General features: G+C 62.8%; 23 protein-coding genes. 15 read left to right on the top strand and 8 right to left on the bottom strand.

The genetic code is table 11. The features are described from left to right. Positions 1–37: 37 nt before the first annotated feature. A complete protein-coding gene (locus ABI582_RS06655) occupies positions 38–1,045 on the top strand; it encodes a GlxA family transcriptional regulator (protein ID WP_132843393.1) in 1,008 nt (335 codons plus the stop codon). Between the two features lie 7 nt (positions 1,046–1,052). Here the strand turns inward: ABI582_RS06655 and ABI582_RS06660 are convergent, their stop codons facing one another. Next, on the bottom strand, positions 1,053–1,724 hold the full coding sequence (locus ABI582_RS06660; protein ID WP_016499391.1) for a TetR/AcrR family transcriptional regulator: 672 nt from the start codon (positions 1,722–1,724) through the stop codon (positions 1,053–1,055). Positions 1,725–1,895: 171 nt separating this feature from the next. Between ABI582_RS06660 and ABI582_RS06665 the strand changes: the two genes are divergently transcribed. Further along, a complete protein-coding gene (locus ABI582_RS06665; protein ID WP_442118731.1) occupies positions 1,896–2,780 on the top strand; it encodes a DMT family transporter in 885 nt (294 codons plus the stop codon). On the opposite strand, the gene ABI582_RS06670 is transcribed toward ABI582_RS06665, so the two are convergent. Then, positions 2,777–3,658, bottom strand: coding sequence for a hypothetical protein (locus tag ABI582_RS06670; protein ID WP_442118732.1), 882 nt, complete (start codon positions 3,656–3,658; stop codon positions 2,777–2,779). The genes ABI582_RS06665 and ABI582_RS06670 overlap by 4 nt on opposite strands. A 195-nt stretch (positions 3,659–3,853) precedes the next feature. On the opposite strand from ABI582_RS06670, the gene ABI582_RS06675 reads away from it, so the two are divergent. The 4 genes from ABI582_RS06675 to ABI582_RS06690 all read left to right on the top strand — a co-directional run bounded on the left by ABI582_RS06675 (position 3,854) and on the right by ABI582_RS06690 (position 7,872). Beyond that, positions 3,854–4,831, top strand: a complete 978-nt coding sequence (locus ABI582_RS06675) for an aliphatic sulfonate ABC transporter substrate-binding protein (protein ID WP_442118733.1) — start codon at positions 3,854–3,856, stop codon at positions 4,829–4,831. Between the two features lie 16 nt (positions 4,832–4,847). Beyond that, on the top strand, positions 4,848–6,239 hold the full coding sequence (locus tag ABI582_RS06680) for an LLM class flavin-dependent oxidoreductase (RefSeq protein WP_442118734.1): 1,392 nt from the start codon (positions 4,848–4,850) through the stop codon (positions 6,237–6,239). A gap of 106 nt (positions 6,240–6,345) precedes the next feature. Then, positions 6,346–7,182, top strand: a complete 837-nt coding sequence (locus ABI582_RS06685) for a bifunctional allantoicase/(S)-ureidoglycine aminohydrolase (RefSeq protein WP_016499386.1) — start codon at positions 6,346–6,348, stop codon at positions 7,180–7,182. 90 nt (positions 7,183–7,272) lie between these two features. Further along, a complete protein-coding gene (locus ABI582_RS06690; protein ID WP_338744185.1) occupies positions 7,273–7,872 on the top strand; it encodes an START domain-containing protein in 600 nt (199 codons plus the stop codon). 110 nt (positions 7,873–7,982) lie between these two features. Here the strand turns inward: ABI582_RS06690 and ABI582_RS06695 are convergent, their stop codons facing one another. Together ABI582_RS06695 and ABI582_RS06700 are read right to left on the bottom strand one after the other, a co-directional pair. Then, positions 7,983–9,401, bottom strand: coding sequence for an amino acid permease (locus ABI582_RS06695; RefSeq protein ID WP_041167696.1), 1,419 nt, complete (start codon positions 9,399–9,401; stop codon positions 7,983–7,985). Between the two features lie 344 nt (positions 9,402–9,745). Continuing rightward, complete coding sequence (locus ABI582_RS06700) at positions 9,746–10,168, bottom strand: Lrp/AsnC family transcriptional regulator (protein ID WP_016499380.1); 423 nt, start codon at positions 10,166–10,168, stop codon at positions 9,746–9,748. A 191-nt stretch (positions 10,169–10,359) separates the two neighbouring features. Between ABI582_RS06700 and ABI582_RS06705 the strand changes: the two genes are divergently transcribed. Next, a complete protein-coding gene (locus ABI582_RS06705; RefSeq protein WP_132843406.1) occupies positions 10,360–11,412 on the top strand; it encodes an ornithine cyclodeaminase in 1,053 nt (350 codons plus the stop codon). Positions 11,413–11,483: 71 nt separating this feature from the next. Next, complete coding sequence (ctlX, locus tag ABI582_RS06710; RefSeq protein ID WP_442118735.1) at positions 11,484–12,392, top strand: citrulline utilization hydrolase CtlX; 909 nt, start codon at positions 11,484–11,486, stop codon at positions 12,390–12,392. Between the two features lie 180 nt (positions 12,393–12,572). Here the strand turns inward: ctlX and ABI582_RS06715 are convergent, their stop codons facing one another. Together ABI582_RS06715 and ggt are read right to left on the bottom strand one after the other, a co-directional pair. Further along, entirely contained in the window at positions 12,573–13,454 is an 882-nt protein-coding gene (locus ABI582_RS06715) for a LysR substrate-binding domain-containing protein (RefSeq protein WP_442118912.1), read from the bottom strand. Between the two features lie 44 nt (positions 13,455–13,498). Beyond that, positions 13,499–15,289 (bottom strand): gamma-glutamyltransferase, encoded by a 1,791-nt coding sequence (gene ggt, locus ABI582_RS06720; protein WP_442118736.1) that lies wholly within the window; start codon positions 15,287–15,289, stop codon positions 13,499–13,501. 117 nt (positions 15,290–15,406) lie between these two features. On the opposite strand from ggt, the gene ABI582_RS06725 reads away from it, so the two are divergent. Then, the gene (locus ABI582_RS06725; protein WP_442118737.1) at positions 15,407–16,057 is read left to right on the top strand and encodes an ankyrin repeat domain-containing protein; all 651 of its coding nucleotides are present in this window, start codon (positions 15,407–15,409) and stop codon (positions 16,055–16,057) included. Between the two features lie 62 nt (positions 16,058–16,119). Here ABI582_RS06725 and pobA read toward each other — a convergent pair whose 3' ends face one another. Beyond that, entirely contained in the window at positions 16,120–17,307 is a 1,188-nt protein-coding gene (gene pobA, locus ABI582_RS06730; RefSeq protein WP_442118738.1) for a 4-hydroxybenzoate 3-monooxygenase, read from the bottom strand. Positions 17,308–17,479: 172 nt separating this feature from the next. Here pobA and ABI582_RS06735 point away from each other — a divergent pair, with 172 nt between their 5' ends. From ABI582_RS06735 to ABI582_RS06745, 3 genes are all read left to right on the top strand, one after another. Continuing rightward, positions 17,480–18,358, top strand: coding sequence for a helix-turn-helix domain-containing protein (locus ABI582_RS06735; RefSeq protein WP_442118739.1), 879 nt, complete (start codon positions 17,480–17,482; stop codon positions 18,356–18,358). A gap of 113 nt (positions 18,359–18,471) precedes the next feature. After that, positions 18,472–18,870 (top strand): MerR family transcriptional regulator, encoded by a 399-nt coding sequence (locus ABI582_RS06740; RefSeq protein ID WP_132843420.1) that lies wholly within the window; start codon positions 18,472–18,474, stop codon positions 18,868–18,870. Positions 18,871–18,889: 19 nt separating this feature from the next. Beyond that, the gene (locus ABI582_RS06745) at positions 18,890–19,789 is read left to right on the top strand and encodes a hydroxymethylglutaryl-CoA lyase (RefSeq protein ID WP_338744191.1); all 900 of its coding nucleotides are present in this window, start codon (positions 18,890–18,892) and stop codon (positions 19,787–19,789) included. A 529-nt stretch (positions 19,790–20,318) separates the two neighbouring features. Here the strand turns inward: ABI582_RS06745 and ABI582_RS06750 are convergent. Next, positions 20,319–20,837, bottom strand: a complete 519-nt coding sequence (locus ABI582_RS06750; RefSeq protein WP_049276615.1) for an MgtC/SapB family protein — start codon at positions 20,835–20,837, stop codon at positions 20,319–20,321. Between the two features lie 179 nt (positions 20,838–21,016). Here ABI582_RS06750 and ABI582_RS06755 point away from each other — a divergent pair, with 179 nt between their 5' ends. The 3 genes from ABI582_RS06755 to mapR all read left to right on the top strand — a co-directional run bounded on the left by ABI582_RS06755 (position 21,017) and on the right by mapR (position 24,241). Next, a complete protein-coding gene (locus ABI582_RS06755; protein ID WP_442118740.1) occupies positions 21,017–21,256 on the top strand; it encodes a DUF3203 family protein in 240 nt (79 codons plus the stop codon). A gap of 121 nt (positions 21,257–21,377) precedes the next feature. After that, positions 21,378–22,781 carry a cytochrome c oxidase accessory protein CcoG gene (gene ccoG, locus ABI582_RS06760; protein ID WP_442118741.1) on the top strand — a complete coding sequence of 468 codons (1,404 nt, stop codon included), beginning with the start codon at positions 21,378–21,380 and terminating at the stop codon, positions 22,779–22,781. 50 nt (positions 22,782–22,831) lie between these two features. Beyond that, positions 22,832–24,241, top strand: a complete 1,410-nt coding sequence (mapR, locus tag ABI582_RS06765; protein WP_338744194.1) for a GntR family transcriptional regulator MpaR — start codon at positions 22,832–22,834, stop codon at positions 24,239–24,241. The last annotated feature ends 46 nt before the right edge of the window (positions 24,242–24,287 follow it).

The following is a 24,287-nucleotide window of genomic DNA, read 5'->3' on the forward strand; positions in this document are numbered from 1 at the left end:
CCACACTCTGCGGGCCAGCCAGGAAGCGGAGTCCAGAGTGCCCACGCCACGTCAGTTCAGCAAGAAGACCAGCACCAGCAACATGCTGCGGCTAAAACCCACCAGCGCCAATGCCCAGGCCCCCTATCGGGTTGATTTCGTCCTGCTCGAACACTTCTCGATGGCCAGCTTTACCGTGGCCATGGACGTGCTGGTCACGGCCAACCTGCTGCGCGCCGACAGTTTCCAGTTCACCCCGCTGTCGATGGATGGCGACCGGGTGACCAGCGACCTGGGTTTGGAACTGGTGGCCACCGAGCTGTCCGCCGGGGCGCTGAAAGAACTGGACCTGCTGGTGATCTGCGGCGGCTTGCGCACCCCACTGAAGTACCCTGAACTCGACCGCCTGCTGGACGACTGCGCCGCCCACGGCATGGCCTTGGGCGGCCTGTGGAACGGTGCCTGGTTCCTTGGCCGCGCCGGGGTGCTGGACGACTATGGCTGCAGTATCCACCCCGAGCAGCGCGCCAGCCTGTCCGAGCGCAGCCCGCAAACCCGCATCACCCCGGCCAGCTTCACCCTCGACCGCGACCGCCTCAGCGCCGCCAGCCCCAATGGTGCCATGGAACTGATGCTGGGCCTGGTACGCCGGCTGTATGGCGACGGGCTGGCCGAAGGCGTGGAGGAAATCCTGTCGTTCTCCGGGGCCCGCTACCGCCAGGTTGGCCCGGGGGCGAAGAAATCCATGAGCCTGCACCTGCGCACCATCGTCGAACTGATGGAAAACAACCTGGAGGAAACCCTCAGCCTCGATCAGCTGGCCGCCTACAGCGGGCGCTCGCGCCGGCAGATCGACCGCCTGTTCCAGGCTCAGCTGGGCACCTCGCCACGGCGCTACTACATGGAACTGCGCATTACCAAAAGCCGCCGGCTGCTGCAGTATTCGGACCTGTCGGTGATGGAAGTGGCAGTGGCCTGCGGGTTTGTTTCGGTGTCGCACTTCAGCAAGTGCTATGCGGCGTACTTCGGCTACCCGCCGTCACGCGAGCAACGGCTGGGCGAGTAAGCGGGGTTCAGGCGCAGATATAGCGCAATACGGCGTCACAGATCATGGCTTTGTGGCGCAGTTTGACCTGGTCGTCAGACAGGTCGATCTGGAAGATCTCGCCAAAGGTGTGGCGGTTCGACACCCGATAGAAGCAGAACGAGCTCATCAGCATGTGCAGGTCGATCACCTCGATACCGGCGCGGAACACGCCTTCCTGCACGCCACGGCGCAGGGTGTTGCCCAGGGCTTCGAGCACCAGGCTGCTCATTTCGCGGATCGCCGGCGACTGCTTGACGTACTCGCCATAATGGATGTTTTCGGTGCAGATGATCCGCACGAAATCGACGTTGCGGTCATGGTGATCGAAGGTGAATTCCACCAGCCGACGGATCGCCTGCTCAGCCGGCAACGACTCCAGGTCCAGGCTTTGCTCGGTCTTGCGGATATCGCCGTACAACTTCACCAGGCATTCGCAGTACAGCTGCTCTTTGCTGCCGAAGTAGTAGTAGATCATGCGCTTGGAGGTTGCCGTGCGCTCGGCGATAGCATCGACGCGTGCGCCGGCCAGCCCTTGCTGGACGAACTCGTTGATGGCCGCCTGGAGGATGTCCTCGCGCGTTTTCTCGGGGTTGTTTTTGCGCGTTTTGCGCCCCCCCTCGGTTTCAGGCTGGCCAAGGCTCACTACGGAATCACTCATACCCACTCACAGGCTATTTATTGGAATACCGGGGATTATCCGCGAGCGCGGCCATGCAGGGAAGCACGCTGTTGGTCGAGTAGCCATAATGCCTTGCGCCTGGCCGGCCTTGATATCACGCCCTGCAACCCGCTAGCCTGCCTGCCCCTGCCCATGGATGGACCCTGCCTCATGCAACCGCGCGACCTCGCCGCCTACCTGTTCCTGGCCATAGCCTGGGGCTTTTCGTTCCTGGTGCTGCTCAAGGTGGTGCATGCCTTTGGCTGGGTGGGCGCGGTCAGCCAGCGGGCACTGATTGCCAGTTGCACCCTGGCGATCCTTGCAGCCCTGCTGCGCCGCCCGCTGCGCCTGCGGCCGCTGCTGGTACCCTTGCTGGTGGTGGGTGCGACCACCGTGGCCGGGCAACTGATCGGCATGTCGTACGCCACTCCACGCATCGGCACAGCGATGGCGGCCATTTTTGTCGCCACCATTCCGCTGTTCTCGATGCTGATCGGGCGGGTCTGGGGGCTGGAGAAAATAACCCCGCAAGGCCTGGCCGGGCTGCTGCTGGGCATTGCCGGCATCGCCATGTTGGTCGGTTTTCCGGCCCGCGCGGTCGATGACGACTTCATCCACGGCTGCATCGCCTCGCTGCTTGGCGCCATCAGCGCCGCCTACGGCAGCAACTACGCCAGCCTGCACCTGCGCGGCCAGGACCCGTGGACGGTCACCTGCGGCGCGTTCCTGGCTGGCGGGCTGCTGACCCTGCCGCTGTTGCTGGTAGTACCGGTGCCCAGCATGCCACAAGCAGGCGACTGGCTTTACCTGTTGATCAGCGGCGCAGTGATGAGCGCTACCACCTACGTATTGTACTTCGGCCTGGTGGCACGGATCGGCGCCACCCGCGCCATCAGCGTGGAATTCGTGGTCACGCTGGTGGCGGTACTGGTGGGCGCCTTGTTTCTCAATGAAGCCCTCAGCCTGTTACAGGCGGCGGGTGGCCTGGTGATTCTGCTCGGCTGCATGCTGGTGCTGGGCCTGCTGCCAGCGCGCAAGCGGCGCCTGCCCAGCTAACGCTGGGCGGTGTCGTGCGCTGGTGGCGGAGTGAGGTGCAGCACGCGGTTACGCCCGCCCTCGGCCAACAGGTAGCCGCCCTTGCCGTCCGCCACGATCGACTGCGGCGCCTTGAGGAAGGTCAGCATGGTGTGCTGGACGCCGTCAGCGTCGATCAGCAACAAGCGTGCGCGGTGGGTGTTGTCTTCACTGACCCACAGGCCACGCTGGTCACAGAACAGGAAGGTGGGGTTGCGCAGCCCATCGACCACCACCGGGTCCTTGCCATCGTCAGACAGGGCGCGAACCTTGCCATTGGCTTTTTCGGTGTACAGCAAGCGGCCGTCGTTGCAGCGGGTGAGGCCTTCGGTTTCGGTCAGGCCGGAACGCAGCACATCAAGCTGGCCGCTGGCCCAGTCATAACGCATCAGGCGGCCATTGCCCTTGCGGTCTTCGATGGCATACAGATGGTCGCCGTCATTCCACAGACCCTGCACGCTATCACCGTCGAACAGGTGGGTAACCTGGCCATCGCGGGCCAGGCTTACCGGCGCCTGGCCGCCTTCCTGGCTGAACACCCAGCCGCCTTGTGCCGCGACCATGCCATCGGGCTTGGACAGGTTGTCGATTACCACTACACGGTCGCCTGTCGCGGTGATCTTGAGGATGCTGCCTCGACCATCATCCAGTTCGCGGCTGACCAACAGGCTGCCATCCGTTTGCGGCAACAGCGATGCGGCCTTGGCCACATCACGATGCAGGACCTGGACATCCCAGCCAGAAGCGGCCTGGACCGGGTAGAAGCTCTGCCAGGCGAAGAAACCCAGGGTAGCGGCCAGCAAGCCGGTAGTGGCGGTCAGGGCGATGCGGGTGCTGCGCTTGCGCAGGAATTGCGGCATGTAGGGCTCCTCGGAATGCCGGGGATGCTAGCAAGCGAATGTGAAAAAAATGTCGAAAGAATGCAAATCGTTACAAAACAAAAGGATATAAAAATAACAAAAAAATCTAACGAAACGGAATATAAAAATTGAAAGCCAAACGCCGTCTCCTTAGTCTGGGCGCATCGCTTTCCACCCCGTTTCAAGGAGCATCCAATGCCAACCCGTGCCTTCTCCCCCCTGCGCCGCCTGTTGATTGGCGGCCTGCTGGCCAGTGTCGCCAGTCTGCTGCCTTGGTCCGAAGCCCTGGCCGACGACGCCAAGACCCTGCGCATCGGTTACCAGAAGTTCAACAGCATCAACATCCTCAAAGGCAGCGGCGCCCTGGAAAAGGCCCTGGCCCCGCAAGGCGTGAAGGTCAGCTGGCACGAATTTGCCGCCGGCCCGCAGTTGCTCGAAGCCCTGAGCACCGGCGCCATCGACCTCGGCCACGCCGCAGACGCACCTTCGGTGTTCGCCCAGGCCGCCGGCAAACCGGTGGTGTACCTGGCCGCCGAGCAGCCTTATCCACGCGGCATCGGCCTGGTGGTGCGCGAGCAGGACCATGTGGCCGGCGTGCAGGACCTGAAAGGCAAACGCGTAGCCACAGGCCGTGGCTGGAACGCCCAGTACCTGCTGGCCGTCGCACTGGAGCAGGCCGGCCTGAGTTACCAGGACATCACCCCCGCCTACGTCAACAATGCCGCCGATGCCGTGGCCGCCTTGCAGTCGGGTAGCGTGCAGGCCGTGACCCTGTGGGACCCGTTCCTCGCCGCAGCAGAAAGCCAGCCAGGCCTGAAAAACCTGCGTGATGGCAGCGGCCTGTCCAACAACCGCACCTTCTACCTGTCCACCGCCAGCTATGCCGACCAGCACCGTGCGCTGCTCAAGACCTTCTTTAGCGAACTGGGCAAGGTCAGCCAGTGGGCCAACGCCAAGCCTGCAGAGGTTGCCGCACTTCTGGCACCGCAGCTAGGCATCAGCGCCAACGTGCTGGAAGTGGCCAGCGAGCGCCGCAACTACAACGCTGTGGCAATCACCCCACAGATCGTCGCCGAGCAGCAGAAACTGGCTGACACCTTCCAGGGCCTGGGGCTGATTCCCCACAAGCTGCAGGTGGCCGACGCGGTCTACCCGGCTTCCGTGTTGCCTTGAGTGGAGCGCACCTGACATGCCCCGCCCGATCCGCTTCAACGCGTTCAGCATGAACGCCGCCAGCCACCAGTCACCTGGCCTGTGGCGCCACCCACGCAATACCAGTGTGGCCTTCAACCGCCTGAGCTACTGGACCGACCTGGCCCGCCTGCTGGAACGCGGCCTGTTTGACGCCCTGTTCATTGCCGATGTGCTGGGCATCTACGACGTCTACCAGGGCGGCCCTGAAGCCGCCCTGCGCGGTGGCGTGCAGGTACCGGTCAACGACCCGCTGCTGCTGGTGCCAGCCATGGCCGGGGTCACTGAGCACCTGGGGTTTGGCGTTACCTTCTCGCTCACCTACGAGCACCCCTACCCGTTCGCCAGGCGCATGTCCACACTCGACCACCTGAGCAATGGCCGGGTCGGCTGGAACATCGTCACCGGCTACCTCGACAGCGCCGCCCGCAACCTCGGCCTGGCGCGCCAGCTGGGCCACGACCAGCGCTACGACCTGGCCGAGGAATACCTGCAGGTGCTGTACAAGCTGTGGGAGAAGAGCTGGGACGATGACGCGGTGCTGCTGGAGCGCGACAGCGGGCGCTACATCGAGCCAACCCGGGTGCACCCTATCAACCATGTGGGCGAGCACTTCCAGGTACCCGGCATGCACTTGTGCCAGCCGTCACCGCAGCGCACGCCGGTGCTGTTCCAGGCCGGCGCTTCGGCACGCGGCCAGCAGTTTGCCGCGCGCCACGCCGAATGCGTGTTCATCAGCGGCCCGACCCCCACCGTATTGCGCCGCTACGCCGACGGCATTCGCCAGGCCACCGAAGCCGCCGGGCGAGGTCGTGATGAAGTGCTGATCTATGCGCAGGCGCTGTTGATCGTCGCCCCTACCCGGGAAGAGGCCGAGGCCCGCTTCGCCGAGTACCGTCGCTACGTCGACCTGGATGCTGCCCTGGCGCTGCTGTCGGGCTGGACCGGCATCGACTTCGCCGGCCTCGACCCTGATGCGCCGATCGAATACGTCGAAAACGACGCCGGCCGGGCTGCCCTGGCCGCGTTTACCGCCGCCGACCCGAACCGCCGCTGGACCGTACGCGAGGCCGCCGAGTTCGTTGGCCTGGGTGGTCGCGGCCCGGTGCTGGTAGGCACCGCCAGCGAGGTCGCCGACCAGCTGGAAAGCTGGCTGGACCAGACCGGCATCGACGGTTTCAACCTGACCTACGCCGTGCAGCCGGACGACCTGGCCAACGTGGTCGAGTTGCTGGTCCCCGAGCTGCAACGCCGCGGCCGCTACCCGTCGGGCTACGCCGAAGGCAGCCTGCGCCACAAACTGTTCGGCCAAGGCGATCGGCTGCCGGAAAAGCACGCCGGACGCCAGGTAGACATTCAGCGATCAAATACCGGGTATTCCAACATTTAATTTGTGGATGGCGCGCGCTCGACCCTATTCTGTTGCCACATCCCCTGCGCCGCACCGGCCGGTGCGGTTCACGGCACGGGGAGAGAACAACAAGTCGAGATTGTCCATGTCGAACCATTCGTACTTCGCCCCCCACGGTGGGCACCCAGCTCAAACCGAGCTGCTGACTGACCGTGCCATGTTCACCGAAGCCTATGCTGTCATCCCAAAGGGCGTGATGCGTGACATCGTCACCAGCCACCTGCCGTTCTGGGACAAGATGCGCATGTGGGTCATCGCCCGCCCGCTGACCGGTTTTGCCGAAACCTTCTCCCAGTACATCGTCGAGCTGGCCCCGGAAGGCGGCAGCGAGCGTCCTGAGCTGGACCCTAACGCCGAAGCCGTGGTGTTCATTGTCGAAGGCGAGCTGGACATCACCGTTGAAGGCAAACACCACACCCTGGTACCAGGCGGCTACGCCTTCCTGGCCCCGGGCGCCGAGTGGAGCCTGCGCAATAACAGCAAGTCCAACGTCACCTTCCACTGGCTGCGCAAGCACTACCAGAAAGTTGAAGGCCTGGACGTACCGGAGTCGTTCGTCACCCACCGCGACAACGCCACCGTCATCGAGATGCCGGGCACCGAAGGCCGCTGGAAAACCACCCGTTTCGTCGACATGGCCGACATGCGCCACGACATGCACGTGAACATCGTCACCTTCCAGCCGGGCGGCGTGATCCCGTTCGCTGAAACCCACGTGATGGAACACGGCCTGTACGTGCTGGAAGGCAAGGCGGTGTACCGCCTGAACCAGGACTGGGTCGAAGTGGAAGCCGGCGACTTCATGTGGCTGCGCGCCTTCTGCCCGCAAGCCTGCTACGCGGGCGGCCCAGGCAACTTCAGCTACCTGCTGTACAAAGACGTGAACCGTCACGTGCACCTGACGCTGAACCCTAAGCGCTAAGCCCACGCTGATGCCCGCAAGCCCGCCAACCTGGCGGGCTTTCTGTTTGCCGCGCATACTCAAACACCCATCCCCCGCGCGGTACCGGCCATGAACCGCTGCCTGCTGCTCACTGCCATGCTTTTGTGTACCCCAGCCCCGGCCGACGATGACTGGAACCTGGCCTACGACCGCGAAGGCATCCGCGTGTACCTCAGTGGCGCGGCTGACTCGTCCTACCAGCAATTTCGTGGTGTGAGCACCATGAAAGCCAGCGTGCGCACCCTCACCGACCTGCAAGAGAACCTGCGGGTAGCCTGCAAATGGCTATACGCCTGTGACCAGATGCGTTTGCTGGAAGTGGATGGCGCAAATACCTGGGTGTACTTGACCACCAACCTGCCGTGGCCGACGATGCCGCGGGACATTGTGCTGAAAGTGACCAGCGAACGCCTGGACGACGGCACGCTGCTGCGGCGCCTGAGCGCCGAGCCCGACAGGATTCCCAAGGTTGACGGCCTGATCCGGGTTCAGCATCTGAGCGGTGAGTGGCGGATGAAACCACTGGGCGAGCGAGAGACGGAGGTGACCTACCAGTTGCAGGCCGACCCTGCCGGCGATGTGCCCGGCTGGCTGGCCAACCGGTTCGTGGTGGATGCACCGGTGGTGACGTTGCGTACGTTGCGGGCGGTTGCTGAACGCCAGCCTTGAGGTGTCTCGCCTGCAAGCCAGCGCCCACAGGTACAGCGCAAATCGTGAGACTCGCGCAGTCCAAGTGGGAGCTGGCTTGCCGGCGATGGGCTGCGCAGCAGCCCATGGTCCTATGTAGCAGTCGCTGTCTGCGGTTGCGCAGAGGCCTTGGTCCTGCGCCGATAGGCCAGCAACAGGCCCGCATACCACAACGGCATCACGTACAGCGCCGTGCGGGTGTCCGGTTCCAGCGCCAGCAGGCACAGCACGAAAATCAGGAACAGCTGCGCCAGCGCGGCGGTGACCTTGCCGCCGGGCAGCTTGAACCTGGACTGCTCATGCGCCTGCGGATTCTGTCGGCGGTAAGCGAAATAGGACAGCAGGATCAGCGACCAGGTAACGATGATCATCACCGCGGATATGGTCGACACCAGGGTGAACACGGTCATCACTTCCGGGATCACGAACAGCAGCGTCAGCGCAATCGCCATGCACACCCCGGAAAACACCAGCGCCCGCACCGGCGTACCCGAGCCGGACAGGCGCCCGAACGCCGTCGGCGCCTGTTGTTGGTGCGACAGGCCGTAGAGCATGCGCGAGCCCGAGTAGACGCCACTATTGGCCGACGAGGCCGCCGAAGTCAGCACCACGAAGTTGATGATGCCAGCAGCAGCGGGCAACCCGCCAAGCAGGAACAATTCAACGAACGGGCTGCGGTTGGCCGGCACATTGGCCCAGGACACCACACTGATGATGCACACCAGCGAACAGATGTAGAAAAGCAGGATACGCACGGGGATGGTATTGATCGCCTTGGGCAGGGTCTTCTCGGGGTCTTTGGCCTCCGCCGCTGCGGTGCCGATCAGCTCGGTGCCGACGAAGGAGAAAATCGCGATCTGGAACCCGGCGAGGAAGCCAAGGATGCCATGCGGCATGACCACGCCAGGCGCCACCAGGTGGCTGAACGACGCCGTCACCCCGCCCGGCGAGGTATAGGAGGTGGCGACCATCACCAGGCCGGTTACCACCAGCAGCACGATGGCGACGATCTTGATCAGGCCGAACCAGAACTCCACTTCACCAAAGGCCTTCACCGCCAGCATGTTCAGGCCCAGCAACAGGAACATGGTGCCGAAAGCCGGTAGCCAGGTAGGCACATCGGGGTACCAGTACTGCACGAACCCTGCGACCACCACCACGTCGCCCACCGCCGCCACCACCCAGCTGAGCCAGTACGACCAGCTGAGAATGTAACCGGCCCGTGGCCCCAGGTAGTTGTGCACCAGGTCGGCGAACGATTCCATCTGCAGGTTGGCCAGCAGCATTTCGCCCATGGCGCGCATGATGCAGAACACAAAAAAACCGATGATGGCGTAGACGAGGATGATCGAAGTGCCAGACAGCGCAATGATCTTGCCCGAGCCCATGAACAAACCGGTACCAATGGCGCCACTGATCGAAATAAGCTGTATGTGTCGGTTTTCCAGCCGTCGCTTGAGCACTCGGCCCTCTTGCGGAGCAGCGCTTTGCGCATTGCACGTTTGATGCATAGTCGACCTCTTATTCTTTTTTGGTAAAACTTCAGCGCCCCGCGCCGCACCATTTAATTGGCACTAAGGTGCAGGTTCCCCTGTGATTGAAAATGATAAAAGCGCAGGTAATAACGAAAACGGACACTCACGCCCGACGCAACTTCGCTGCGGGCTTTTTTATTGTTTGAAACGCACCCTGGGTGGTGCGCCTTGTACCCTTGCACGAAAACAGTTTCATTCTGCCAGTGGCTTGGGCCAAGCGGAACGCTACAGAATGCGCACAGCCAAAGGGATTTTTTGCACTGTGGAAAGCGCGGGTGACAGTTTGCGCAATGCGCCTGTCAAAAGGCCTGACCCAGCGGTCACATTTTGTAGGTGGAGAGCAGGATGCTGGTCTCGGTATTCTCGATGTGCGGGATGGAGCGAATGGTGTTCAGCGCCCGGTCGAACGCTTCCAGGGTGTCTGCGCGCAGCTCTGCCATCAGGTCCCAGCGGCCATTGGTGGTGTGAATGGCCACCACGTTGGGGTGCCCACGCAGCGCGTGCTTGACCTCTGCGGCGTGGTGGCCGCTGATGCCGATGCTGGTGATCGCCCGCACGCCCTGGTCCAGCGCATCGGAGCGCAAGCGTACCGTGTAGCCGATGATCACGCCCTGCTCTTCGAGGCGGGTGATGCGGTTTTGCACCGTTGCCCTGGCCACCTTGAGTTTTTTTGCCAAGGTCAGCACGGGGGTACGTGCATTGTCCCGCAACAGCGCAATCAGTTCCCGATCGATAGTGTCCATATGCCTGCCAAATAATCAGATTGCTACTTTGGGGTGGCAGATTGTCTAGAAAGTTGGCGAAACTGGCAACCTGCATTCTTCCTGTTGACGCAACCTTTCATCAAAATGTTCGAGCCGGCGACACTTCGATAATCCTATGCGCTCACCCTGCAATATCCAAAGGGCAGCGCACAATAACAAGGTGCAAGAGCATGACGTATTTCATTGATGTTCCAACCATGTCGGACTTGGTGCACGACATCGGCGTAGCGCCGTTCATAGGTGAACTGGCTGCGGCCATTCGTGAAGACTTCAAACGCTGGCAGGAGTTTGATAAATCCGCACGGGTTGCCAGCCATTCGGAAGTGGGTGTGATCGAACTGATGCCGGTCGCCGACAACAGCCGCTACGCCTTCAAATACGTCAACGGCCACCCGGCCAATACCGCGCGTGACCTGCATACCGTGATGGCCTTCGGCGTATTGGCCGATGTCGAAACCGGCTACCCGGTGTTGCTGTCCGAACTGACCATTGCCACCGCCCTGCGCACTGCGGCTACCTCGCTGATGGCAGCCCAGGCACTGGCCCGACCGAACTCGCGCAAGATGGCGCTGATCGGCAACGGCGCGCAAAGCGAATTCCAGGCGCTGGCCTTCCACAAGCATCTGGGCATCGAAGAAATCGTTGCCTACGACACCGACCCGCTGGCCACCGCCAAGCTGATTGCCAACCTCAAGGAATACAGCGGCCTCACCATTCGCCGGGCCGGCTCGGTGGCCGAAGCGGTGAAAGGCGTGGACATCATCACCACGGTCACTGCCGACAAGGCCTACGCCACCATCATCACCCCCGACATGCTCGAACCCGGCATGCACCTGAATGCCGTGGGGGGTGACTGCCCGGGCAAGACCGAACTGCACGCCGATGTGCTGCGCAACGCCCGGGTGTTTGTCGAGTACGAGCCGCAAACCCGTATCGAAGGTGACATCCAGCAGCTGCCCGCTGACTTCCCGGTGGTTGACCTGTGGCGTGTTCTGCGCGGCGAGACCGAGGGGCGCCAGAGCGACAGCCAGGTCACGGTATTCGACTCGGTGGGCTTCGCCCTGGAGGACTACACCGTACTACGTTACGTACTACAGCAAGCTGAAAAGCGCGGCATGGGCTCGAAGATCGACCTGGTGCCATGGGTGGAAGACGACCCGAAAGACCTGTTCAGCCACACCCGCGGCCGCGCTGCCAAAAGCCGCATCCGACGCGTTGCCTAACCCCGCTTCCTACCCGGTACTCCCAGATGGCATTCCCAGCGCGTTCGATTCAAGCACCTGCAGCAGTGGTCATGGTCAGGCCACATGCGTTCACTCCCAACCCGGAAACCGCAGCCGACAACTCATTCCAGCGCAGCAGCCCCAGCCTCGCCGCACAGGCGCTCGCCGAGGTTGCCCGTGATGAAGTCACCCAGGCCGTCGGCCGCCTCGAGGCCGAAGGCGTGCGCGTACACCTGTTCGACGATTTTGGCGAGCACAACACCCCGGACTCGGTGTTTCCCAACAACTGGTTCTCGACCCACCCCGGTGGACACATCGCGATCTACTCGATGTACTCGCGCAACCGCCGCCGCGAGCGGCGCGCCGATGTGATCGAGATGCTCAAGCATGAGTACCGTGTGCAGGATGTAATCGATTATTCAGGGCTGGAGCAAGACGAGCTGTTCCTCGAAGGCACCGGCGCCATGGTATTCGACCACCTGTCGCGGGTGGCTTACACCGCGCGCTCCAACCGCGCCGACCCGATAGCCCTGGAGCGCTTCAGTACGCACTTCAACTTCGAGCCGATGGTATTCGACACTGCCGACGAGCAAGGCACGCCGATCTACCACACCAACGTACTGATGTGCGTGGCCACCGAGTTTGCCCTGGTGGGCTTCGACACGTTCACCAACAAGGCGCGGGCAAAGGAAGTGCGCATGCGCCTGATCGAGTCGGGCCGCGATGTGATTGACCTGAGCAACCAGCAGATCAGCCAGTTTGCCGGCAACGCCATCGAACTGTCCGGGCGTGACGGGCGTATTCTGGCGCTGTCACGCAAGGCCTTCGACAGCCTGAGCGCCGACCAGCGCCAGCGTATCGAGCGCTCGGCGCGGCTGGTGCCGCTGGACGTGCCGACCATCGAAATGGCTGGGGGCTCGGTGCGCTGCATGATTGCCGGCATTCACCTGTCGCCCCGCGTGGCTGCGGCTTGCGCCTGACCCATCAACCGTCGGCCGACTCGGTTTCCTGTGGGAGCGGGCACGCCCGCGAAGGCTCCAACACGGTGCCTGGCACGGGCTTCGCCCGTGTTCGCGGGCACGCCCGCTCCCGCAGTGATGTGAGCTGCGCCCCGGATGTTGGATACCCATTGAACACCGGGGCGTTCACTGCCCAGATCGTCAGATCCCACCACCCGCCAGCAGTTGTGTCATGACCTCGGCCAATGCCTTGACCATCACATCGGCCGTCGGCCGGTGGACGATGACGATTTCATAGCTGTCGACCTCCGGCAGCCCTTGCACTGCCCCCAGCACCCGATGCTCGGCCGTTGCCGCCCTTGGCGGCAGCAGGCTGATGCCCATGCCATCGGCGACTGCCGCCTGGATGCCACTAAGGCTGGAGGTGGTGAAACTGATGCGCCAGCGCCGGCCCATGCTTTCGATCGCATTGATCATGTCTTCACGGTACAGGCCGCGCGGCGGGAAGGTCACCAGCGGAATCGGATCCAGCTCGAAGGCTGGCGTGCGCGCGCTGTCGATCCATTGCAGGCGCTCTGGCCAACATGCCACGCCCTCGCGGGTGTTGCGTCGCTGCTTGAGCAGCACCAGGTCGAGTTCGCCATTGTCGTAGGCTTGGCTGAGGTCGCGGCACAGGCCGCTGGTCACTTCAAGTTTCACTTGCGGGTGCAGCCGGCTGAACGCCGACAGTGCATTGGTGGTGCGCCCGCCAACGAAGTCCTCCGGCACGCCCAGGCGTACGGTGGTGCCGACCATCGCCCCGGCCAGGGCTTCGAGCATCTGGTCATTCAGCGCCAGCATGTGCCGCGCGTAGCCGAGCAAGGTCTGCCCGGCGTCGGTCGGTAGCACATCGCGATTACCCCGCACCAGCAAGCGGTGGCCGACCATGTCCTCCAGGCGGCGCACCTTCTGGCTGATGGTCGACTGGGTCGAGTGCAGGCGCGCCGCCGCCGTGGTGAAGCTGCCGCAATCGGCCACCACTACGATGGCGCGTAGCAGATCGAGGTCGAACAGGGCTCTATTCGATTTCACGCTGATAGACATCTTGGTATTCAACTGCTGAATGGCAAGACTGCGTTCTACCATGGCTAGTCGCCCAGGGCCACACCTTCACGCCGAGGGTCTGCGCCACCCGACCAGCCCTCGCCGTTGCGCTGGATGATCTGCATGCCGCTGGTCATGGTCATCGGCGTTACCTCATGGCCCCAGGCTGCCAATTGGCGGACCAGCGATGGGCTGGCCAGCCCGGCTTCCACTTCGGTGCCGGCATTGCGGCTGCCGAAGTTGGGCAGGCCGGCCGCTTGCTGCGGGTCGAGCTGCCAATCCAGCAAGCCGATCAGCGCCTTGTTCACGTAGCCAATGATCTGCGAGCCGCCTGGCGAACCAAGGCTGGCCACAAGCTCGCCAGAGGCACGCGAAAACACCAGCGTCGGCGCCATCGCCGACAGCGGCCGCTTGCCCGGCTGCACCCGATTGGCCACAGGCTTGCCGTGCTCCCGGGGGATGAACGAGAAGTCCGTCAGATGGTTGTTGAGCAGGAAGCCCTTGACCATCAGGTGCGAACCGAACGCGGCCTCCACCGAGGTGGTCATGGCCAGTGCCTGACCATTGTCATCCACTGCGCTGAGGTGCGAAGTAGAAATGCGCAATGGCGAGCGGTCGGGAGCCAGGGCCAGGTCGGCGCCTTGCGGTTGGCCCGGCCGGGCGCGCTTCATGCTGTACTCGCCGATCTGTGCTGCTCGGCTGGCCAGGTAGGTGGCGTCGGTCAGGGCCTTGACCGGGACCGGCACGTAATCACTGTCAGCCAGGTACTGAGCGCGGTCTGCGTAGGCCAGGCGCTCGGCCTCGGCGATCAGGTGCACGGCCAACGGCGGTGCCTCCAGGCCTGCCGGGGACGCGCTCGCCAGCGGCCGCAGCGCCGCCAGGTCGCGTTGTGGCGTTGCGCGCTGCACGGCTTCAAGCATGCCCAGCGTCTGCAACACCGTCACCCCACCCGATGATGGCGGCGGCATGCCACAGATGCGCCAGGCCTTGTAGGGGCCGCACACCGGCTCGCGCTCCTTGGCAGTGTACTGCTCAAGGTCCTGCAACGACAGGTAACCGGCATTGGTGCGGCTGCGCACCTTGGCCACGATGGCCTGGGCGATCTCACCCGTGTAGAACGCCTGCGGACCGTGCGCGGCAATCTGCTCGAACGTTTGCGCAAGTTCGGGGTTGCGCAACGTCGTGCCCACTGCCAGCGGCTTGCCGTTTTTATCCAGGAAGTAGCGAGCCATGGCCGGTGAACGGACAATATAGGGGTCGCCCGCCACCAGTGTGTGAAGGCGTTCGGAAACGGGGAAACCGTTACGTGCCAGGGCAATGGCCGGGGCAAAGAGCTGCTGCCAAGGCAGCTTGCCGTGCTGCTCGTGAGCCAGCTTCAGCGCGCGCAGTACCCCCGGCACACCCACTGAACGCCCGCCGATCTGCGCCGACCTGAACGGCATCGGCGAACCATCGGCTTGCAAGAACAGCTTTTCGGTGACCTGCGACGGGGCTGCCTCGCGGCCGTCAAAAGCCTGCACGCGCTTTCCGTCCCAATAGAGGATAAAGGCCCCACCGCCAATGCCACTGGATTGCGGCTCGACCAAGGTCAGCACCATCTGCATGGCGATGGCCGCGTCGATGGCGCTGCCACCGGCACGCAGCATCGCCCGCCCCGCTTCACTGGCCAGCGGGTTGGCGGCGGCGGCCATATGCCGGCTGGCGTGCACCGGCTGCAGACCGGTGCGGTAGCCGGAGGCGAGTTCGGGTGGCGCGGGCAAAACCTGGTCGGCACAAGCCCAGCCACTGCCGATCGCCAGGCATAGCGCGCTCATCAGCGGTGTGGAGAACTTCATCGTTTTGTTTCCTGACTTGTCTGTTCAGCACGCCACTGTCCGCCATGCGTAAACTTGAGTTCAAGACCTGATGTGGATTTATCCAGGATCCAGGCAGGTCATTCAGGAGCCCACCCTATGCGTAAACCCGTCGTAGCCATGCTGTTCGCCTTGTTCACCAGCCTTGTCGCCCACGCCGAGAACACCACCATGGACAACCGCCTGCACAACGCCGCCCGCCACGACGACGTGGGCACCTTGCACCAGTTGCTGACACAAGGCGCCCGGCTGGAAAGCCGTGATGAGCAAGGTCGCACTGCCCTGCTTGTGGCCACCCACGGCAACCGGGTGGCGGCAGCGCAAGCGCTGATCGACGCCGGTGCCGACGTGAACGCTAAGGACAATATCGATGACAGCCCTTATCTGTATGCCGGCGCACGGGGCCTGAACGACATCCTGCGGCTGACCCTGAGCCACGGTGCCGACCTCAAGAGCACTAACCGGTACGGGGGAACTGCGTTGATTCCGGCGGCCGAGCGCGGGCATGTCGAGACCGTGCAAATACTGATTGATGCCGGAGTGGACGTGAACCACCTGAACCGGCTGCACTGGACCGCGCTCATGGAAGCAGTGATTCTGGGGGATGGTGGGCCGCAGCATGTGGAGATTGTGCGCCGGCTGCTGGCGGCGGGGGCGGACCGGCAGATTGCCGACAAGGATGGGGTCACCGCGCTGGAACATGCGCGCCAGCGGGGGTATCGAGAGATGGAGGCGCTGCTGGCCCAGTAGGCAAGGCTTGCATGGCACGGGCTTCGCCCGTGATCGCCGGCAAGCACAGGCAACACAGAAACTCAGACTACTTCTTCGTACGGCAGCCCCACATAGTTCTCGGCAATGTTCAGCAAGCCCGCAGGGGAGTTCAGGAAGTACTCGCGGTCGGCTTCCTGCATCTTCTGGTCCCAAGCATCCTTGTGGCTGCCGAAGTCATGCAGCAGCTGGGTCATGAACCAGCTGAAACGCTCGCCCTTCCATACCCGGCGTAAGGCCAGCGGCGAGTATTGCTGAAGCAGGTCGGTACGCCCTTCGCGGTACACCTTGACCAGAATGCGGTAGAGGTAGTTGACGTCCGAGGCTGCCAGGTTCAGGCCTTTGGCACCGGTGGGCGGGACGATGTGCGCAGCGTCACCCACCAGGAACAGGTGGCCGTACTGCATGGGTTCGACCACCAGGCTGCGCAGAGGCGCGATGCTTTTTTCCAAGGCTGGGCCAGTCACCAGATCCGCCGCTACTTCAGCGGGCAAGCGGGCTTTGAGTTCGTCCCAGAAACGCTCGTCTGACCACTCCTCGACGCGGTCCTGCAAAGGAACCTGCAAGTAGTAGCGGCTGCGTGTTTGCGAGCGTTGGCTACACAACGCGAAACCACGCGCGTGGTGGGCATAGATCAACTCGTGATTGACCGGCGGTGTGTCCGACAGCAGGCCCAGCCAGCCAAACGGGTAAACCCGCTCGTACTGCTTCAGCACGCCCTCGGGGATGCTTTGCCGGGAAACACCATGGAAGCCGTCACAGCCGGCGATATGGTCGCAGTCCACCCGGTGCACACGGCCGTCTTTTTCGTAGGTCAGGTACGGTTTCTCGCCCTTCAGTTCATGCGGCTGGACATTGCTGGCGGAATAGATGATCGGTGCACCTGTGGCTTCACGGGCCTGCATCAGGTCACGGGTGACTTCGGTCTGGCCGTACACCATCACCGTCTTGCCGCCGGTCAGGGCCTTGAGATCCAGGCGTTGACGGCGCCCGCCAACCAGCAGCTCGACACCTTCGTGCACCAGGCCTTCACGGTCCATGCGCTCGGCCACACCGGCTTCGCGCAGCAGGTCGACCGTGCCTTGCTCCAGCACACCGGCGCGGATGCGGCCAAGGACGTACTCGGGCGTCTGGCGCTCTACGATGACGTTATCGATACCGGCCTTGTGCAGCAGTTGGCCCAGCAGCAGGCCAGACGGGCCTGCGCCAATAATTGCAACCTGAGTTTTCATTGTTGTTGTCTCTGTTCGGACGATGCCGGCCCTGGACTGGCAGTGGGGCGGCATCTGCTGTTAGGGTTTGCCCTTGCATTTTTACTGGCAAAAAAAGCCTATTAAGTGTGCTATTCCATGAATAACCTGCACTTTTACAAAAATCGTTCGATTAACGGACAGACCAGCCCGCATGAAATCCACCCTCCCCGGCGTGCCCTTGTTCAAGCTGTATGGCGAAAATCAGGCCTGGCCCGGCACCGACCTGCTGCACTGCGAGTCCATCCCGGCGCGTAGCCGCCTGCACCATTGGGAAATAAAGCTGCACCAGCATGCCGAACTGTTCCAGCTGCTTTATGTGCAGCGCGGCCAGGCGCAGGTAGAGATCGAAGGCGTGCGCAGTGCCATCGGCGAGGCGGCGATCCAGGTGGTGCCGCCCATGACCGTGCATGGCTTTCGCTTCAGTGCCGATATCCAGGGGTATGTGCTGACCTTTGGCACCGCACTGGTGGCGAACCTGGAACAGCGCCTGGGCGCGCCGCTGACGGTGCTTGCGAAACCGGCGTGTTACCCGCTGGGCCAGGACCGCGTGCACCTGCGCAGCCTGATCAGCACCTTGCAGCAGGAATACCAGGGCAATGCCCCCGCGCGGGCGGCCATGCTCGAAGCGCTGGTGACCGCGCTGATGGTGTGGATCAGCCGCCGCCAGCAGTTGGGGCAAGCGCCGCGAAATCGGGATGAGCGTGACCGCCAGTTGCTGGGGCAGTACCTGCGATTGGTCGAAGCGCATTACCGCGAGCACCTGTCGATGGAGGACTTCGCCGCGCGGCTGAATGTTCCGAGCCTGCAACTGAACCAGTTGTGCCGGGCGCTGAGTGGGCAGACTGCGCTGCAGGTGCTGCACCAGCGTTTGTTGCTGGAAGCGCGGCGCAACCTGATATATACGCGGATGAGTATCGGGCAGCTGTCGGATAGCCTGGGGTTCACCGACCCGACGTACTTTGCCCGCTGGTTCAAGCGCTTGAATGGGCAGACGCCCAATGGATATCGTCGGTCGGTGCAGCCGGAATGAATTGTGGTTGGCCGCGAAGATGCCGGCGCAGGCAACACGCATCTTCAGCCCCTGCTTGACGTATACGTCAACCTACCCTCAGGATAACCGCATACCCCACGCCGAGCCCCAGCATGAGCACCCAGACCTACAGCATCTCCGACCTGTCCCGCGAGCTGGACATCACCACCCGTGCCATCCGCTTCTACGAGGAGCAGGGCCTGCTGAGCCCCGAACGCCGAGGCCTGGAACGTATCTACACGCCACGCGACAAGGTCAGCCTGAAGCTTATCCTGCGCGGCAAGCGCATCGGCTTTTCGCTGGCCGAGTGCCGCGAGCTGATCGAGCTGTACGACCCCACCAGCGGCAACCTCAAACAGCTCAACAGCATGCTGGCGAAAATTGCCGAACGGCGTGCCCAGCTGGAACAGCAGATGCTCGACATCCACCAGATGCAGCTGGAACTGGACACCGCCCAGGAGCGCTGTGAACAAGCCCTGGCCGCCACCCTGAACAACAAAGACAACCGCTGAACGCCACAGGAAACCCGCCATGCCCTTGCCCAAAGAAGTCCGTCTGGTCGAAGTAGGCCCCCGCGACGGTTTGCAGAACGAAGCCCAGCCCATCAGCGTTGCCGACAAAGTGCGCCTGGTGGACGACCTCACCGCAGCGGGCCTGGCCTATATCGAGGTGGGCAGTTTCGTCTCGCCCAAGTGGGTGCCACAGATGGCCGGTTCCGCCGAGGTGTTCGCCGGTATCCAGCAGCGCCCCGGCGTGACGTATGCGGCGCTGGCGCCAAACCTGCGCGGCTTCGAGGACGCCGTGGCTGCAGGGGTGAAGGAGGTGGCGGTGTTCGCAGCTGCCTCTGAAGCGTTCTCGCAGCGCAACATCAACTGCTCGATCAGCGACAGCCTCAAGCGCTTCGAACCGATCATGGACGCCGCGCGCAGCCACGGTGTACGGGTGCGCGGCTATGTGTCGTGCGTACTCGGCTGCCCCTATGAAGGCAAGGTCAGCGCTGAACAGGTGGCCCCGGTGGCCCGCGCCCTGCATGACATGGGCTGTTACGAGGTGTCGCTGGGCGACACCATTGGCACAGGTACCGCCGGCGATACCCGGCGCCTCTTCGAGGTGGTTTCGGCCTTGGTACCGCGCGAGCAACTGGCCGGGCACTTCCATGATACCTATGGCCAGGCATTGGCCAACGTCTATGCCAGCCTCCTCGAAGGTATCAATGTGTTCGACAGCTCGGTGGCCGGGCTGGGTGGCTGCCCTTATGCCAAAGGCGCTACCGGCAACATCGCCACGGAAGATGTGGTGTACCTGCTGCAGGGGCTGGGCATTGCTACCGGTATCGACCTGGACCGGCTGATCGCCGCCGGTCAACGCATCAGCGATGTGCTCGGCCGCGGCAATGGGTCGCGGGTAGCGCGGGCGCGCAACGCGCAGTAAGTCACACGGGTGTCACATACGTGTGGGTGGAGTGTTACCGGCCCCACGTTTCACAGCAAAAAATCGGGTAACAGGGAAACAAATCGACAAAATTTCAGGCCTGGCAGTTTCAATGGAAATCGCTAACCGCTTGATTTTAAAGGATTTGAAAAAGTTGGCACGCACCCTGCTATATCTTTGGTACAAGAACAAAAAAAATGTGACACCCAATAAAAACAACAGGTAACGGCTCTGACATAACAAGAACAACACGGCAGAGGCGTAGCAAGCAGATCTTTTTGGAGTCGACACGCTTTTCAGGGGTACGCCCCGCGGTCTGGCACAGAACAATAAAACTACCTCAAGGTAGCTACAGCCAGGTTCGGATCAATGATGAAAGCTGGTCAGCGCTCAAAAAAATACGTTTGCTCTTGACCCCGCATGGGGGTCGCTCGCAACACCAAGGCAGGCTGACAAAAACAACAAAAAGCCGGTCTCAATAATAAAAAAAGAGCAAGCAGCAACGCTTTGGGGGGAGCTTCGGCTCCCCTTAGTGCTTCCTGCCCTCCTCCTCTTCCTGCTTTTCCTCGTTCTGTCCTTCGACCTTCTCCACCAGCAACGGCATCGTGCCCAGTACCAGCAGGGCCAGTACCGTGCTGATCAACGCCGTGGCTTCGCGGCCCATACCGGCAGCCGTACCGATGGCAGCGGTCATCCATAGCCCTGCGGCGGTAGTCAGGCCTTTCACATGGCTGGTGTCCTGGCCGTTTCCCTTGAGGATGGTACCCGCCCCCAGAAAGCCGATACCGGCGACGATACCCTGGATCACCCGGCTTAGCGCCTGCTCATCAGCCCCGGCCATGCTGGGTGCCAGCACGAACAGCGCGGCGCCCAGCGAGACCAGCATGTGGGTGCGTACCCCGGCGGATTTGCCTTTGTGTTCGCGTTCGAAGCCCAGCACCGCGCCAAGTATGGCTGCCATCAGCAGGCGCACCAGAATGCGAGTGACCTCGCGCTCATCGGTTACATCGGCGAATTCAGCCTGGATTGCTTGCCAGATGACGTCCATCACTGTGGTTCCCATGCTGAGCATTGTGTGGCCAGGTTCGGCCTTTTCGCGGGCATGCCCTATGCACCCTGTGCAAAGGTTGACCTCTGTACACAGGTCAAAGTGCCGTTCAGCCTGTTGATGCAGCAACCACCCCCTCACCGCAGTCCACCCTTTACAACCCCGAGGAGGATTTCACCATGCCCGTTGAAATCGACGAAAACACCCGTCGCTGCACCCTGATCGGCGAAGACCTGCGCATCGAGGGTGATGGCCCTGATATCGAAATAATCACCGACGAACAACTGCGCATGTCTGTGGCCTTGCTCGCAGGCCAACGCGTGCCCATCACCGAATCCGAGGCCGATGCACTGACCGTGGCGGGTGCGGTGGATAGCCGCAGGCATCTGAAGACCAGCGTGCCAGGCTCGGTGATCTAAGGCCTGGCGGCGCCGACCAGGGAATCTGATACGGTTTTTATCACAAAATCTGAGCCTGTGCTGATAACAGCCTCAGGCCCATAGTGCTCATGCCTGATCGAGGCCTGATGAGCACCGAACCATGAATAACAGAATCCCTTTTACAGAGATCGCCGCCGCCCCAGCCAGCCAACAACCGCGACGCATCGACAGCGGCATCCACACCCGCAGCTTTACCGGGCTGTACCGTAGCCTGCGCATCAGCTTTGCGGGCGCCCTGTTTGTGCTGTTCTTTGGCACTGCATGGCTCAACTGGAACGGCCGCCAAGCGGTGTTGTGGGACTTGAGCGAGAGCAAATTCCACATCTTTGGCGCCACCTTCTGGCCACAGGATTTCATCCTGCTGTCGGCGCTGCTGATCATCTGCGCATTCGGCCTGTTCGCCATCACCGTGTACGCCGGCCGCGTGTGGTGCGGCTACAGCTGCCCACAAAGCACCTGGACCTGGCTGTTCATGTGGTGTGAAAAGGTCATAGAAGGTGACCGCAACCAGCGCATCAAGCTTGCCGCCGCGCCGTGGAGCCTGAACAAACTAGCGCGACGCACCCTGAAACACAGCCTGTGGCTGGCCATCGGTGTAGTCACCGGGCTGACCTTCGTCGGCTACTTCACGCCAATCCGCCCACTGGCCGCAGAACTGTTCACGTTGCAACTGGGCGGCGTGGCGCTTTTCTGGGTGCTGTTCTTCACCGCTGCTACCTACATCAATGCAGGCCTGCTGCGCGAAGCGGTGTGCCTGCACATGTGCCCGTATGCGCGCTTCCAGGCTGTGATGTTCGACAAGGACACCCTGGCGGTTGCCTATGACCCGCGCCGTGGTGAAGCCCGTGGCCCGCGCAAGAAAGGCAGTGACGTAGGCGCGCAAGGCCTGGGCGACTGCATCGACTGCACGCTGTGCGTGCAAGTGTGCCCCACCGGCATCGATATCCGCGATGGTTTGCAAATGGCCTGCATCGGATGCGCGGCGTGCATCGACGCCTGCGACGGGGTGATGGACAAGATGGGTTACGCCCGCGGGTTGATCGGTTACAAGTCCGAACACAGTTTGCAGGGCGGCACCACCCACTGGCTGCGCCCGCGCCTGCTGGGCTACGTCGCTGCGCTCGGGGTGATGATCGCAGCACTGGTGGTGGCCTTGCAGATGCGCCCGATGGTTTCGCTGGACGTGATAAAGGACCGCGGCCTGTTCCGTGAAAACGCCCAGGGCCAGATCGAGAACATTTACCTGCTCAAGGTCATCAACAAGACCGAGCGCACCCAGCACTATGCGCTGCGCCTGCTGGACGCTGACGGTTTCACCTTGCAGGGCACTACCGCATTGGTGATCCCGGCCGGCGAAATGAGCGAACTGCCGGTATCGGTCGCGATGCTGGCCGAGCGCCCGGCCAGCAGCTCGCAAACGCTGAGCTTCGAAATCAGCGAGCGCGACGACCCTGCCATTCGCAGCGTGGCCCAAAGCCGCTTCGTCGCACCGATGAACCGCTGATCCCTTACACTGACTCCACCTTGCCTGCCAGGCTTCGACAGAAGGCCAGAATGAAACGCTACGAACGCTTCGCCGACGACATTGCCGAACTGATCCGCTCCGGCGTCCTGGGGCCCGGCCAACGCGTGCCTTCGGTACGCTACGCCAGCCAGACCCACGGGGTAAGCCCGTCCACCGTGTTCCAGGCCTACTACCTGCTGGAGCGGCGCGGGCTGATCCGTGCCCGGCCGCGCTCCGGCTATTTCGTGAACGCCCACGCCCCGCGCCAGTTCAGCGAGCCGCAGGCATTGCAGCCGGTCAGCGAATCGACGGACGTGGACGTCAGCGGCTTGGTGTTCTCGATCCTCGACTCGATCAAGGACCCCAACACCATACCGTTCGGCTCAGCCTTCCCCAGCCCCGAACTGTTTCCGCTGCAGCGCCTGTCGCGTTCGCTGGCCAGCGCCAGCCGCAGCATGGACCCGCGCATGGTGGTGACCGACCTGTCGCCCGGCAACCCGCAGCTGCGCCGGCAGATTGCCCTGCGCTACATGGTCGGTGGGCTGATGCTGCCGATGGAAGAGCTGCTGATCACCAACGGTGCCCTGGAAGCCTTGAACCTGTGCCTGCAGGCGGTTACCCAGCCGGGTGACCTGGTGGCCATCGAGGCCCCCGCCTTCTATGCCTGCCTGCAAGTGCTGGAGCGGCTCAAACTCAAGGCTGTGGAAATCCCCGTGCACCCGCGCGAAGGCATGGACCTGGGGGTACTGGCACAGACGCTGGAAAAGCACCCGGTAAAAGCCGTGTGGTGCATGACCAACTTTCAGAACCCGGTAGGCGCCAGCATGCCAGAGGCGAAAAAACAGGCGCTGGTGGAACTGCTGGCGCGTCACCAGGTGCCATTGATCGAAGACGACGTGTACGCCGAGCTGTACTACTCGCAGCAGGCGCCCAAGCCGGCCAAGGCCTTTGATACCCAAGGCCTGGTCATGCACTGCGGCTCGTTCGCCAAAAGCCTGGCACCCGGTTACCGCATCGGCTGGGTGGCGGCCGGGCGCTTTGCGCAGAAGATCGAGCGGCTGAAGCTGATGACCTCGCTGTGCGCCTCGATGCCGGCGCAGGCAGCAATAGCCGACTACCTGCAACACGGCGGCTATGACCGGCACCTGCGCAAATTGCGCTACGCCCTGGAGGGCCAGCAGGCCAACATGCTGGCGGCCATCGCCCGCCACTTCCCGGCGCAGACACGGGTCAGCCAGCCTTCGGGGGGCTACTTCCTGTGGCTGGAACTGCCCGAGCAGATGGACGCCCTCAAGTTGTTCCACATGGCCCTGGCGCAGGGCATCAGCATCGCCCCGGGGCCGATCTTTTCGCCCACCCGCCGCTTCGGCAATTGCATCCGCCTGAACTACGGCAGCCCCTGGCACGATGGCGCCGAACAGGCCATGGAAACCCTGGGGCGAATCATTCGCTCGTTCTGAAGGAAAACGGGTGCAGGCCAGCTATAGTTGTCGGTCTCGCAGGCAG

This window comes from Pseudomonas sp. SAS7, assembly GCF_052112345.1.
Lineage (GTDB): Bacteria > Pseudomonadota > Gammaproteobacteria > Pseudomonadales > Pseudomonadaceae > Aquipseudomonas > Aquipseudomonas putida_Q.

Bases quoted from the DNA above. Each gene is read 5' to 3' on its own strand.
- ABI582_RS06755 (WP_442118740.1), top strand. From the start codon at position 21,017: ATGCCCGTTGAAATCGACGAAAACACCCGTCGCTGCACCCTGATCGGC.
- ABI582_RS06675 (WP_442118733.1), top strand. From the start codon at position 3,854: ATGCCAACCCGTGCCTTCTCCCCCCTGCGCCGCCTGTTGATTGGCGGC.
- ABI582_RS06725 (WP_442118737.1), top strand. From the start codon at position 15,407: ATGCGTAAACCCGTCGTAGCCATGCTGTTCGCCTTGTTCACCAGCCTT.
- ABI582_RS06735 (WP_442118739.1), top strand. From the start codon at position 17,480: ATGAAATCCACCCTCCCCGGCGTGCCCTTGTTCAAGCTGTATGGCGAA.
- ABI582_RS06665 (WP_442118731.1), top strand. From the start codon at position 1,896: ATGCAACCGCGCGACCTCGCCGCCTACCTGTTCCTGGCCATAGCCTGG.
- ABI582_RS06705 (WP_132843406.1), top strand. From the start codon at position 10,360: ATGACGTATTTCATTGATGTTCCAACCATGTCGGACTTGGTGCACGAC.
- ABI582_RS06745 (WP_338744191.1), top strand. From the start codon at position 18,890: ATGCCCTTGCCCAAAGAAGTCCGTCTGGTCGAAGTAGGCCCCCGCGAC.
- ABI582_RS06660 (WP_016499391.1), bottom strand. From the start codon at position 1,724: ATGAGTGATTCCGTAGTGAGCCTTGGCCAGCCTGAAACCGAGGGGGGG.
- ggt (WP_442118736.1), bottom strand. From the start codon at position 15,289: ATGAAGTTCTCCACACCGCTGATGAGCGCGCTATGCCTGGCGATCGGC.
- ctlX (WP_442118735.1), top strand. From the start codon at position 11,484: ATGGTCAGGCCACATGCGTTCACTCCCAACCCGGAAACCGCAGCCGAC.
- ABI582_RS06750 (WP_049276615.1), bottom strand. From the start codon at position 20,837: ATGGACGTCATCTGGCAAGCAATCCAGGCTGAATTCGCCGATGTAACC.
- ccoG (WP_442118741.1), top strand. From the start codon at position 21,378: ATGAATAACAGAATCCCTTTTACAGAGATCGCCGCCGCCCCAGCCAGC.
- mapR (WP_338744194.1), top strand. From the start codon at position 22,832: ATGAAACGCTACGAACGCTTCGCCGACGACATTGCCGAACTGATCCGC.
- ABI582_RS06685 (WP_016499386.1), top strand. From the start codon at position 6,346: ATGTCGAACCATTCGTACTTCGCCCCCCACGGTGGGCACCCAGCTCAA.
- ABI582_RS06690 (WP_338744185.1), top strand. From the start codon at position 7,273: ATGAACCGCTGCCTGCTGCTCACTGCCATGCTTTTGTGTACCCCAGCC.
- ABI582_RS06695 (WP_041167696.1), bottom strand. From the start codon at position 9,401: ATGCATCAAACGTGCAATGCGCAAAGCGCTGCTCCGCAAGAGGGCCGA.
- ABI582_RS06700 (WP_016499380.1), bottom strand. From the start codon at position 10,168: ATGGACACTATCGATCGGGAACTGATTGCGCTGTTGCGGGACAATGCA.
- ABI582_RS06680 (WP_442118734.1), top strand. From the start codon at position 4,848: ATGCCCCGCCCGATCCGCTTCAACGCGTTCAGCATGAACGCCGCCAGC.
- pobA (WP_442118738.1), bottom strand. From the start codon at position 17,307: ATGAAAACTCAGGTTGCAATTATTGGCGCAGGCCCGTCTGGCCTGCTG.
- ABI582_RS06670 (WP_442118732.1), bottom strand. From the start codon at position 3,658: ATGCCGCAATTCCTGCGCAAGCGCAGCACCCGCATCGCCCTGACCGCC.
- ABI582_RS06740 (WP_132843420.1), top strand. From the start codon at position 18,472: ATGAGCACCCAGACCTACAGCATCTCCGACCTGTCCCGCGAGCTGGAC.
- ABI582_RS06715 (WP_442118912.1), bottom strand. From the start codon at position 13,454: ATGTCTATCAGCGTGAAATCGAATAGAGCCCTGTTCGACCTCGATCTG.